Annotated in this window: 11 protein-coding genes; 1 reads left to right on the top strand and 10 read right to left on the bottom strand. The window is 39.3% G+C overall.

Annotation, left to right across the window (positions count from 1 at the left end):
* From ysxE to hemA, 8 genes are all read right to left on the bottom strand, one after another.
* The gene (gene ysxE, locus ACOZIR_RS01150) at positions 1-1,050 is read right to left on the bottom strand and encodes a spore coat protein YsxE (RefSeq protein ID WP_045291096.1); all 1,050 of its coding nucleotides are present in this window, start codon (positions 1,048-1,050) and stop codon (positions 1-3) included.
* A gap of 77 nt (positions 1,051-1,127) precedes the next feature.
* Positions 1,128-2,297, bottom strand: a complete 1,170-nt coding sequence (spoVID, locus tag ACOZIR_RS01145) for a stage VI sporulation protein D (RefSeq protein ID WP_045291097.1) — start codon at positions 2,295-2,297, stop codon at positions 1,128-1,130.
* Positions 2,298-2,444: 147 nt separating this feature from the next.
* Complete coding sequence (hemL, locus tag ACOZIR_RS01140) at positions 2,445-3,734, bottom strand: glutamate-1-semialdehyde 2,1-aminomutase (RefSeq protein ID WP_013059357.1); 1,290 nt, start codon at positions 3,732-3,734, stop codon at positions 2,445-2,447.
* 16 nt (positions 3,735-3,750) lie between these two features.
* On the bottom strand, positions 3,751-4,731 hold the full coding sequence (hemB, locus tag ACOZIR_RS01135) for a porphobilinogen synthase (RefSeq protein ID WP_045291099.1): 981 nt from the start codon (positions 4,729-4,731) through the stop codon (positions 3,751-3,753).
* A gap of 17 nt (positions 4,732-4,748) precedes the next feature.
* Positions 4,749-5,522: a uroporphyrinogen-III synthase gene (locus tag ACOZIR_RS01130; protein ID WP_421535494.1), complete on the bottom strand. Its 774-nt coding sequence runs from the start codon at positions 5,520-5,522 to the stop codon at positions 4,749-4,751.
* Positions 5,522-6,454 carry a hydroxymethylbilane synthase gene (gene hemC / locus ACOZIR_RS01125; RefSeq protein WP_310878310.1) on the bottom strand — a complete coding sequence of 311 codons (933 nt, stop codon included), beginning with the start codon at positions 6,452-6,454 and terminating at the stop codon, positions 5,522-5,524. Before hemC ends, ACOZIR_RS01130 begins: the two co-directional genes overlap by 1 nt.
* 13 nt (positions 6,455-6,467) lie before the next feature.
* The gene (locus ACOZIR_RS01120; protein ID WP_045291104.1) at positions 6,468-7,301 is read right to left on the bottom strand and encodes a cytochrome C assembly family protein; all 834 of its coding nucleotides are present in this window, start codon (positions 7,299-7,301) and stop codon (positions 6,468-6,470) included.
* 14 nt (positions 7,302-7,315) lie between these two features.
* Positions 7,316-8,656 carry a glutamyl-tRNA reductase gene (gene hemA, locus ACOZIR_RS01115; protein WP_045291105.1) on the bottom strand — a complete coding sequence of 447 codons (1,341 nt, stop codon included), beginning with the start codon at positions 8,654-8,656 and terminating at the stop codon, positions 7,316-7,318.
* A gap of 329 nt (positions 8,657-8,985) precedes the next feature.
* Here hemA and ACOZIR_RS01110 point away from each other — a divergent pair, with 329 nt between their 5' ends.
* Positions 8,986-9,471: a LiaF transmembrane domain-containing protein gene (locus ACOZIR_RS01110; protein ID WP_013059363.1), complete on the top strand. Its 486-nt coding sequence runs from the start codon at positions 8,986-8,988 to the stop codon at positions 9,469-9,471.
* A 93-nt stretch (positions 9,472-9,564) separates the two neighbouring features.
* Here ACOZIR_RS01110 and yihA read toward each other — a convergent pair whose 3' ends face one another.
* Positions 9,565-10,152: a ribosome biogenesis GTP-binding protein YihA/YsxC gene (gene yihA, locus ACOZIR_RS01105; RefSeq protein WP_013059364.1), complete on the bottom strand. Its 588-nt coding sequence runs from the start codon at positions 10,150-10,152 to the stop codon at positions 9,565-9,567.
* The gene (gene lon / locus ACOZIR_RS01100; protein ID WP_016765665.1) at positions 10,149-12,473 is read right to left on the bottom strand and encodes an endopeptidase La; all 2,325 of its coding nucleotides are present in this window, start codon (positions 12,471-12,473) and stop codon (positions 10,149-10,151) included. The genes yihA and lon overlap by 4 nt, the downstream gene beginning before the upstream one ends.
* Between the last annotated feature and the right edge of the window lie 176 nt (positions 12,474-12,649).

The raw sequence follows: 12,649 nt of genomic DNA, 5'->3' as shown, positions 1-12,649 counted from the left end.
CTATTCGTTCGCTTGGGCTTGTGCAGCTGCTTCCGCTGCCATTTTTTTTTGCTGATCTACTTCAAATATTTTAATGTTCAGCTGTTCAATGTTTTTCGTCAGCCAGTATGCTCGAATAAATGACTGCATATGTTCAAGCTCCGTTTTACTTTCTTTATGCTGCCTATATTGAACGATACACTGATACAAGGGTTCTGGAAACGCTAAATAACTGTGTAAAAGCAGCCGTTCCTCTTCTCTGAGAGCAAAATGTTTTTCATACGTGCTAAACCACTCATAGCTGTCATAGGTAGTTACTGGGTACGTGCGAAGAGTACGGAAATAAAATGAGACCAAATCATAAATCGGTGAAGCATCTTTTGCATGTTCAAAATTAATAAAAAAACCATTTCCCCGTTCGTCATAGATAAAATGTTTAGCCGATAGCTTTCCATGAGAAGTAACCAGCCGGATTTTTTCCTTTTCTTCCATTTCATCGTTCCACTGATCGAGCTTTCCAAAACCAAATTCAAGCGCTCTCGTCATTTCGTAATAAAATGTACAGTAATGCAATTCAAACGGGGACATATAAACTTTTTTCTCGCATTCTACTACGTATTGCTTCAGCTCTTCCTGACGTTTTTCCCACGTTTCTTTCATCGATGTATAATGATTTTCTATATCTTCTTTTTTCACTTCTACTTCCTGCGCCGAAGCGCCGTGAAGCTTAGCAAGCTCTTGAAATAATTTATGATATCGAATATCACGCTCTTCGGTTGGGTTATTTGGGAGCCACGGCATTAAGTAATATGAGCCGCTTTCATCTGAAACAATCGGCTGAGAACGTTTCGTTTGATAAATAGGGACAAAGCCCATCCACCCTTTTTGATACACGTTCTGCAGCTTTTGAATGAAGTTCTGATTTCGTTCTTGATGATTCGTCATTTCTTTAAGCGCAAACACGCCGGTTTTCGTATAGACTTTTTTTACTTTTCCGTAGTCTTCGATAAAGTCAACATCTAAGTCATATTCTTTTAACAATACTTTGTAGTCTGCTACTGTCCGCTGCATCTATATTCTCCTTCCTCGTAAAAAATAAAGAAAACAGTTAAGACATTATATGCGTCAAAACTGTTTTCTTTCCGACTTTAACGAACGGGAATATTTAAGATGCTTCCTTCTTCCAGCTCATATTCATCTTCTAAATTATTCACTCGTAAAATGTTTTGTACATTCGTATTATAGCGGTTTGCTATCGTATCAAGCGAATCTCCGTCTTGAACAATACAAAGCTTCCACGTTGAAAAAGCTTCTTCTTCCCGCGAAAAGAGCTTTGTTAAATAAAGGGCGTTTTCATTTCGTCCGCTTTCATTTTCTTCTTTACGAAATTCAACAATAATCTTTTCCTCTTCTTGCTCAGCTTCTTCTTGCTCAGCCTCTCGTTGAACGTCAGCATACGTATTCAATTCACTAGCTTGCGATTCTTCTAAACTTTCTTGCTCTTGACGAAGCTGAAACAGCTCAATCACATTGTCTTCTCTTTCTTCCTCGATTTGTGCCTCTTTTTTCACTTCGACTTCAAATGGTTCGTATGCTTCCTCTTCATATTCTACGGCCGGCTCAGCACGAGATTCTTTTTTAAATACAGATGAAAAGTAACTAGGAGGCTCTTCTGAATGATCTTCTTCAATAGCCTCTGCCTCTAAAGGTGCAGGAGCTTCACGATAGCTTACGTCAAACTCTTGCTCCTCTTGTTCCTCTTGTTCCTCTTCTTCTTGAGCAAAGTTTTCAGTATATACCTCTTCAGTATCGTCTGCTTCTTCATAGGAGACGATGTGCTGTTCTTCCGCAAACTCTTCCTCTTCTTCTCGTTCTTCATGCTGTTCTTCATGCTGTTCTCCATACAATCCTGTGATGGACAAGTCAGCCATTAGCTGCAGCTGATTTGTGCCTGGCAATTCATAATCAAATAAATCAATAGATACATATACATCTTCAATACTTTGAATACGATTTTTAGGAATGGTAATATCAACAGGAAATTGATGTGATAATTCAGCCGTTCCGTCTTCACGGACAGAGATAGATTGCACTTGATTCTCATTTGTATATTCGCGTAACGAGTGCTCTCCCTCGTACGTTTCGTATTCACCTGTTAATTGTAATGCTCCTCGAATAGACACATATTGGTCATATTCTTGAATAGATACTTGAGGCTCTAAGGAGATAGACAAAAGTTGTGAGACTTCCTGTCCTTTTTGAAACCATACTGATTCTTCTACGGAAAAACGCAGACATGATAAATTATCCTGCGACAAATTGTTCTCCCCCTTCCAACACCCGCCAGGTAATAGCGCGGTCATTAAAGATGTATGAACAAATAAATTAAAATATGTCTTGAAAACTAAAAAAGCTTACGGAATCCTCCGTAAGCTTTGATATAAAAGTTATTCTTATTTAGCTGTTTATCCACGCAACTTTGAAAAAGCTTTTTCAGCTGCTGCAATTGTATGTTCAATGTCTGCATCTGTATGAGAAGTTGATAAAAACATTCCTTCGAACTGAGAAGGAGGTAAAAACACGCCTTCATTAGCCATTTCACGATAGTAAGCTGCAAAATAATCTAAATTCGATGTTTTTGCTGTTTCGTAATTTATTACCTGCTCGTTTGTAAAGAAGAAACCGATCATTGAACCAGCTCGGTTTACGGTAAACGGTACATCATATTTTTCAGCTGCTGCCATCAGTCCTTCTTCTAATCGATCTGCTTTACGAATGAACTCATCGTAGGATTGAGGTGTCAGCTGTGTTAATGTCTCGTATCCAGCGGTCATCGCAAGCGGATTACCTGATAATGTACCTGCTTGATAAATCGGGCCGCTTGGTGCAACTCGCTCCATAATTTCAGCTTTACCACCGTAAGCACCTACTGGTAAACCACCACCGATTACTTTTCCTAAGCAAGTTAAGTCAGGCGTAATGTTGTAGTAGCCCTGTGCACAGTTGTACGCTACGCGGAACCCTGTCATTACTTCATCAAAAATGAGCAGTGAGCCATATTCTGATGTGATATCCCGAAGCCCTTGTAAGAAACCTGGCTGTGGCGGTACCACACCCATATTTCCTGCTACCGGTTCAACGATTACTCCGGCAATGTCATCTCCGAATTCTTTAAAAGCATATTGTACGCTTTCTAGATCATTGTACGGCACTGTAATCGTATTTTTAGCGATTCCTTCAGGCACTCCCGGGCTATCTGGTAGACCTAACGTGGCAACGCCTGAGCCTGCTTTAATGAGAAGAGAGTCACCGTGTCCATGGTAACAGCCTTCAAATTTTAAAATTTTGTTGCGGCCCGTATAGCCACGTGCTAAACGCAGTGCGCTCATCGTTGCTTCCGTACCTGAACTCACCATACGGACGATTTCGATTGAAGGAACTCGCTCAATCACAACCTTAGCAAGCTCATTTTCAATTAATGTTGGTGCACCAAAGCTTGTACCAGATTCCGTTACTTTTTTTACTGCTTCAACTACTTGATCGTTGGAATGTCCGTGAATTAAAGGTCCCCATGATAAGACGTAGTCAATATATTTGTTGCCGTCAATATCGTAAATCGTAGCGCCTTTTCCTCGTTCCATAAAAATAGGATCCATATCTACTGATTTAAATGCACGAACAGGACTGTTTACTCCACCCGGCATTAATTGCTGCGCTTCTAAAAAAGCTGCTTTTGACTTTTCATAACTTCTCATGTGTAAGCCTCCTTAATTACTTGTCAGATAACCAGCGTGCTGCGTCTTTAGCATGATACGTTACAATTAAATCCGCTCCTGCACGCTTCATGCTAATTAATTTTTCAAGAACAATCTCTTTTTCATTTACCCAGCCGTTTTGAGCTGCCGCTTTAATCATTGAATATTCACCGCTCACATTATAAGCCACTACCGGTAAATTAAACGTATTTTTTACATCGCGCATAATATCTAAATATGATAGAGCTGGTTTTACAATTAAGAAATCTGCTCCTTCTTCAACATCAGATTCCGCTTCTCGAAGTGCTTCTAAGCGATTGGCTGGGTCCATTTGATATGTTTTACGGTCTCCAAATTGAGGAGAAGAATGCGCTGCATCACGGAATGGTCCGTAAAAAGCAGATGCATATTTAACAGCATAAGACATCACCGGCACATCTTCAAATCCAGCTTCGTCTAGACCGTGGCGAATAGCTGCCACGAAACCGTCCATCATGTTTGAAGGCGCAATAATATCCGCTCCTGCTTTAGCTTGACTAACCGCTGTACGCGCTAATAAGTCAAGGCTGGGATCGTTTAAGATTTTTCCGTCTTCAATTACACCACAGTGGCCATGATCTGTGTATTGACACAAGCATGTATCTGCGATAACAACAAAGTCTGGAAAATTTTCTTTAATTTGACGAATACCTTTTTGGACAATTCCGTGGTCATGGTATGCCTGTGAGCCGACCGCATCTTTTTCAGCGGGAACACCAAATACCATAGCTGACTTAATTCCTAAATCGACTAGCTCTTGGATTTCACCATTCAAGTAGTCTAAAGAAATTTGATCCACACCTGGCATTGATTTTACAGCATTTCTTTTTTGTTCACCTTCTACAATAAAAATAGGATATATAAAGTCTTCAGGATGTAAATGTGTTTCACGTACAAGCGCACGCATATTTACAGAATTACGAAGACGACGATGACGTGTAAATTGTAAATCTTTCATGTTAAAATCCTCCTTTATTATTCAAAACACCTAACCAACATATCTATCATACCATTTATTGTGTATGTGTTAGGAACAAGATGCTTAATTCCATATTCGCTCGCTGTCTGACTTGTAATAGGACCGATACAAACCACTTTCGTCCGATTCACCAGCTCGAGCCAATTCGGAATGTCTTGAACGGACTCCACAAAAAATCTCACCGTAGAAGAGCTTGTAAAAGTAATCGCATCAATTCCTCTTTCTAAATGTTGCTTAACCACTCGTTCAGACTCTTGATTTCGAATGGTCTGATATATGATTAAATCCGTTAAATCATACTCTTTTAGCCCATCTCTTAAAACAGAGCGGGCTAATTGTCCTCGTACAAGAAGAACTCGCTCGTGACGTGAAACATTTGCTTTTAACGATTCAAGAAGTGATTCTGCAACGTATTCTTTGGGAACAAGCTGCACGTTCACATCGTATTTTTCTAGCAATTTTGCGGTTTTTTCTCCAACTGCAGCCACTTTTAATGGTTTTAAATCATTCAAACTGATATCTAACTCTTTTAGCCATTCGAGAAAAAAAGAAATGCCGTTTTGACTTGTAAAAACAACCCAGTCAAATGAATTAATCGACAGCAGGACGTCTTCCACTTCTTGTTCATTGTTAGAACGTGCGAACGTAAGGACTGGTAAACTTAAAGGTGTGCCTCCAAGCTTTTTAATCTGTGCTGCAAATGAATGAGCCTGCTTCGCTTCTCTTGTAATCAAAACTTTTTTCAAAAAAAGAGGAGCCTCATGACTCATTACTTGTCCAGCTCCTCTTTTACACGATCAATTAAAAGCTTAGCTCCTTGAGAGATTAAACGCTCAGCAGCCTCTGAACCGATAGCAACGGGGTCTTTTCCCGTAATGTGCTCTTTATAAATCGTTTTGCCATCAGGAGACGCAACTAGCGACGTTAGCTCAATGTTTCCACCGTCTACTATACGTCCGTATCCCGCAATCGGCACTTGACATCCGCCTTCCATCTCTTTTAAAAATACTCGTTCAGCGCTAACAGCACGAGCCGTTTCATCATGATTTAGAGCTTGAAGAAGCGATAATAATTCATCGTCATTTTCTCGGCATTCAATAGCTAAAGCTCCTTGTCCTACAGCGGGAACGCTTATTTCCGGCTCTAGGTACTGAGTGACCGTATCTTTTGACCAGCCCATACGAGATAACCCTGCAGCTGCCAAGATAATCGCATCGTAATCTTCATTTTTTAATTTCTCTAGGCGTGTGTCGATATTTCCTCGAATCCATTTAATTTCGATATCTGAACGCATAGATAGAAGCTGTGCCCCTCGACGCAAGCTGCTTGTCCCAATCACAGCACCGCTTGGTAAGTCCTCAAATCTCTCACCATTTTTTGAAATAAGCGCATCACGATGATCTTCTCGTAAAGGAATACATCCAATCGTTAACCCTTCTGGTAAAACAGCCGGCATATCTTTCATACTATGAACGGCCATATCAATTTCTTCATCTAACATGGCCTGTTCAATTTCTTTTACAAAAAGACCTTTACCGCCTACTTTGGACAGCGTTACATTTAAAATTTGATCCCCTTTTGTAACCATTTCTTTAATTTCAAACTCAAAAGGAAGACCTTGTTTTTTTAACTGTTCAATGACCCACTTGGTCTGTGTTAACGCAAGTTTGCTTCGACGAGAGCCGACAATAATTTTTCGCATGTTGTCCTCCTAATTACGAACCCCAAAAGTGAAAATTCGATAAACTGCCAAATAAAAAGAAATTAATAAGTAAGACTAAGAACAACCCAATATTCCACATCGCGATTGCCTTTCCTTGAATACCTCTGCGCAGTCTAGCATACAAGTAAGCGCTGTATGCAACAAACATTAAAAATGAACCTAACACTTTTGTATCGTACCAATGAAAATCTACGTATTTAATATAAGCCCATATGATTCCTAAGATTAACGAAAGCAATAACAGCGGTACACCAATTAAAATTAATACATAGGACATGTAGTCTAGCTTTGTTAAATCTTCAATTCTTAGCAAGCGCTTGCCCCATTTCTTCTTTTTCAATAAATTATACTGAACGAGATACAGAGCAGAAAAAACAAACGAGACTGAAAAAGCGCCGTAAGATAAAATAGCCATGGTAATATGGATGATTAATAATTCTGACACAAGGCGCTCCGACTGGACAGCCGTGTATGTTTCAAGTGGAGCAAACGTATGAATAGCCATAATTAAGAAACCAATCACATTTGTAAAAAATACCATAAAATCAACGCGGAATAAACGATTAATCACAAGTGAAAGAGTAATTAACACCCACGCGTAAAAATACAGCCCTTCAGAAACGGTGAGAATTGGAAATCTCCCCGTATCAAACATTCGTAAAATTAAAAAGGCTGTTTGCAAAACCCACACAATAGAAAGTAACCAGAAGGCTATCGAGTTTGCCTTCCGGTTATTTTGTACAAAATCAATAAAATATAATAAAACGCTCACCGCGTATAAAATCACAATCAATTCATAGATTCTGGTTAATTCCATATCAACCATTATTCAATCCTCACTTAAGACTGATAAGCTACTGAATGAGACGTAATCGATGTATGAAGCTGCTCTTCTTTTTCTTTTTGCAAAGCAACTTCCTGTTCAATATTAAAAATCTTCATGAACAGCTCTAAAGACTCTTCAGCATGTTTCTCTCCAGCCAATTCTTTCGCGTGTAAAATTGGATCGCGAAGAAGTTGATTAATTATACTTTTTGTATGTTTATTTAACACTTTGCGCTCACGCTCAGATAAATCTGGGAGCTTACGATCAATGCTTTTCATCGTTTCAGCTTGAATGGTAAGTGCTTTTTGACGAAGTGCAGAAATAACAGGCACAACGCCTAATGTACCAAGCCAAGACTTGAAAGCAACAATTTCAGCTTCAAGCATAATTTCAATTTCATCCGCAGCTTTTTGACGCTCTTGCAAATTGGATTCTACAATCCCGTTTAAATCGTCGATATCATATAAAAAGACCGTCTCTAGCTCATCTAGTTCTGGATCTAAGTCACGCGGAACGGCGATGTCTACCATAAACAATGGGCGGCCTTTACGCGTACGCTCGGCTTCACTCATCATTTGTTTCGTTACTACATAGTCATTAGCTCCTGTTGAACTAATTAAGATATCTGCTTCGCTTAAAGCATGTTGAAGATCAGCAAATGGTTTGGCTTCTCCAGAAAAACGGTTTGCTAGCTCCTGTGCCTTTTCAAATGTTCGATTCACTACCGTTACTTTTTTAGCCCCGCTGCCATATAAATTCTGTACGGCAAGCTGACCCATTTTTCCCGCACCAAGAATCAACACATGTTTGGATGATAAGTCCCCAAAAATCTTTTTAGCAAGCTCTACGGCTGCATAGCTGACAGAAACTGCATTCGCACCAATTTCTGTTTCATGATGAGCTTTTTTAGCTAATGTCACTGCTTGTTTAAACAGCTGATTAAAAACCGTTCCAATTGTTTCTTCTTCTTGAGCAAGCAAAAAGCTTGAACGTACTTGTCCAAGAATTTGTGTTTCACCAATCACCATTGAATCTAATCCACATGCTACTCGGTATAAATGTTCGATGGCTCCATCATTTTCATAGATGGTTAAATAAGGCGAAAACTCTTCTTTATCTATTCCGAACCATTGAGCTAAAAATGCTTTTACATAGTAACGGCCCGTGTGTAATTGATCAACAACAGCATAAATTTCCGTACGATTGCATGTTGAAACAATGATGTTTTCCAAAATACTTTTTTGGCCGCTTAACGTTTTCATGGCAGATGCTAGTTCTTGCTCATTAAAACTAAGCTTTTCTCTTATTTCAACAGGGGCTGTTCGAAAGTTTAAGCCGACTGCTATAATATGCATTTGTACATACCCCCTACAATTGAAATGTGCTTATTTATCCGAATTTGACGGGCAGTAACCCCTAAATTTCCACAGAGCTACAGTGAGATAACTGCCCGTAAAATCCGGCGTTCTTCATTCTACTATTCGTAAAAACCGGCGGACATTACACAAATGTAAGCTTCGCCTTATCTCTAACTATTATAACATGTTCTATAAGTCATTCGAAAAAAAAATGTGAACAGTCTTTGAAAACATGTGTTAAGATATTAACTGTTATTCCGTAATAAATTGTATCAAAAAAGCAGCGTTTTATCACGTTTTCTGTTTTGAAACACCTGGAGGTTACTATGAAAAAGCAATCAATGTTTTTTGGTGTCTTACTAGTTGGATTTGGAATCTTTTTCTTACTGAATGAACTACATATGAGCATTGCAGCAAAGGTATACACGTGGCCTGTACTGTTAATTTTAATAGGAGCAGCCCTGTTAACTGAGTCTGCTTTATCTCAAGATCATTCAAACTTGCTTGCAAGCTACATATTAATCACTTTAGGTATTCATTTCTATGTAAGTGAACAAATTCCCTTTTGGCCTACGAATATTAGCATGGTCGTTTTTATGGTGGCCATTAGCTTTTTACTCAGTGCTAGAAAAGCCAAATCAGGCTTTTTCCAAGGCGGCACCCTTTTAATTATTGCCATTTTAATGATGTTTTCAGACCGTCTCAAACTATTTTTGCCAAAAGTTGAAGACGGCGTAAATTATTTAACAACCTTCTGGCCTATTTTATTGTTACTAGTTGGGCTATATTTATTATTTTTCAAACGAAAGTAATCTATGTAAACAAGTTAAAAAAATGGAACGTTTGACTCACTTCCTGTTAGAGTGATGATAAACGTTCCATTTTTTTAGCTTCTATTCCTTTGTTTAGTGAGTCATGCGATACTGCAAAGATTTCCACGCTTTATCTTTTCCTTCACCTGTTTCAGATGAGAAATGAATTAATTCATCATTTGGATCTAAATCCAGCGTTTCTCTCACTACTTTTAAGTGTTTTTGCCATTTTCCTTTAGGAATTTTATCGGCTTTCGTCGCAATAACCATAACGGGAAGGTCATGGTGCTTCAAAAATTCATACATCATAACGTCATCCTTTGAAGGGGCATGGCGTAGATCAACAATCATTAACACAGCTTTAAGCTGCTCACGATTTGTTAAATACGTTTCAATCATTTTCCCCCATGCTTCACGCTCTTTTTTAGACACTTTTGCAAATCCGTAGCCAGGTACGTCTACAAAGTGAAGGATTTCATTAATTAAAAAGAAGTTAAGCGTTTGAGTTTTTCCAGGCTTAGACGACGTACGCGCTAAGCTTTTGCGATTGAGCATCTTATTAATAAAAGATGATTTTCCTACATTTGAACGGCCTGCTAACGCAAACTCTGGCAGGTTTTCTTTAGGATATTGTTCAGGGCGTACGGCACTGATGACAATATCGGCTTGAGTTACTTTCATTTTACCTCTCCTACTAGCGCATGTTCCAATACTTGGTCCACATGTGACACAAGAACGATGTCTAATTCCTCTTGTACACTGTCAGGGATATCTTCAATATCACGTTCATTATCATGAGGGATTAATATTTTAGTTAATCCGGCACGATGTGCACTAAGTGACTTTTCTTTTAAACCGCCGATTGGTAATACGCGACCTCTTAGTGTAATTTCTCCTGTCATTCCTACTTCTCTACGCACTGGTTTACCCGTTAGTGCTGATACGAGAGCAGTGGCAATGGTAATTCCTGCAGAAGGTCCATCCTTTGGTACAGCTCCTTCTGGAACATGGATATGGATATCATGTTTTTCATAAAACTTTTCATCAATTCCTAGTTTCTCTGCATTTGAACGCACGTAGCTAAATGCTGCCTGAGCTGATTCTTTCATCACATCTCCAAGCTTTCCTGTTAGCACTAGTCTTCCTTTACCAGGGGACAAGCTTACTTCAATGGCTAGCGTGTCTCCTCCTACAGTTGTGTAAGCAAGACCTGTAGCAACGCCGACTTGATCTTCCGTCTCAGCCTGTCCGTAACGGAACCTAGGCTTACCAAGGAATTCTTCAAGCGTTTTGGCCGTCACCACCACGCGTTTTTTCTCGCCAGAGACTACGATGCGAGCTGCTTTTCGGCAAATGGAAGCAATTTCGCGTTCAAGGTTACGAACACCAGCTTCTCTTGTATATAAACGGATGATGGCTGTTAACGCGTCATCGCGAATCTGCAAATTGCCCTTTTGCAGTCCGTGATTTTCTAACTGGCGGAGCAATAGGTGACGCTTCGCAATTTCAAGCTTTTCCAGCTCCGTGTAACCAGCAATTTGAATAATTTCCATTCGATCGCGCAGCGGCCCCGGAATTGTAGCTAAGTTATTAGCTGTAGCCACGAACATCACTTTTGATAAATCATACGTTTCTTCTATATAGTGATCGCTGAAATTATGGTTTTGTTCAGGATCCAATACTTCTAACAGTGCAGAAGACGGATCTCCTCGGAAATCATTTGACATTTTATCGATTTCATCAAGCAGAAATACCGGATTAATCGTTCCTGCTTTTTTCATTCCTTGAATAATGCGTCCAGGCATAGCTCCCACGTACGTGCGACGATGACCGCGGATTTCAGACTCATCTCTCACACCGCCTAGAGATACTCGTACAAAATGACGGTCTAGAGACGTAGCAATTGAGCGGGCTAGGGATGTTTTCCCTACGCCAGGAGGTCCTGCTAAACATAAAATAGGACCTTTAAGAGATTTTGTCAACTGCTGCACAGCTAGATATTCTAATACGCGTTCCTTCACCTTTTCAAGGCCATAGTGCTCATCGTTCAGCACTTGTTCAGCATTATGAATATTGAGCGTATCTTCCGTTTCATTTGTCCAAGGCAGCGCAATCAACCACTCGATATAATTTCGAATAACTGAGCTTTCAGCGGAGGTAGCAGGAATTTTTTCATAGCGATCCAATTCTTTAAACGCCACTTGTTTGACGTGGTCCGTCATCCCACTTGCTTCAATTTTTTCGCGAAGTGTTGCTACTTCTCCCGTTTTTCCTTCTTTGTCTCCAAGCTCTTTTTGAATCGCCTTCATTTGCTCACGAAGGTAATACTCTTTCTGAGTGCGTTCCATTGATTTCTTTACACGCTGTCCAATTTTTTTCTCCAGCTGCAAAACTTCTTGCTCGTCTTGAATATGAGAAATGATCGTATTTAATCTTTCTTTCACATCAGTTATTTCTAAAATTTCTTGTTTAAGCTGAATTTTTATTGGTAAATGAGAGGCTACAATATCGGCTAATCTTCCTGGTTCTTCAATGTCGCTTACGGTTGAAAGAGTTTCAACGGACACCTTTTTGGAAAGTTTTATGTATTGTTCGAAATAGTCTAAAAGCGTGCGCATCAGCGCTTTATCTTCTACATCAACCTGATGTTCTTCGTTTTGCTTTTCCACGTGCACGACAAAATATTCTTCGCTGTCTTCAAATTCTGTAACGGTTACGCGATTTAGTCCTTCTACTAAGACGCGCATCGTTCCATTCGGCAGCTTTAGCATTTGTTTAATTTTTGCTAACGTACCGGTTCTATATAAATCCTCTTTTGTTGGTTCATCGATACCCATATCTTTTTGTGATACTAAACAAACTAAGTGATCATCCATCATTGCTTTTTCTAATGCTTGCACAGATTTATCTCGCCCAACATCTAAATGAAGCACCATTGTCGGATAGACGATCAAACCTCGTAAAGGCAGTAGCGGCATTGTCAATTTTTCTTTTTCTGCCATGCAATGAACACCTCCAATGCTCGTCAATTAAAGTATGTAAAGTGTGAATTCTTTTAACAATTTTATCTCATTTGTATACACATGTCTAACAATAGTAATTACTAATTGTACCATGAGAAAGAATTAAAAGGCAAAATATATCTTTTTAAGCTCTTTTCATAAAAAAACGCCTTTTT

Origin of the sequence: Priestia sp. D3YE.R1, assembly GCF_049199565.1 — a bacterium.
Lineage (GTDB): Bacteria > Bacillota > Bacilli > Bacillales > Bacillaceae_H > Priestia > Priestia aryabhattai.
The sequence above is the reverse complement of the archived record's forward strand: the minus strand, read 5'-3'. Positions and strand labels throughout refer to the sequence as shown.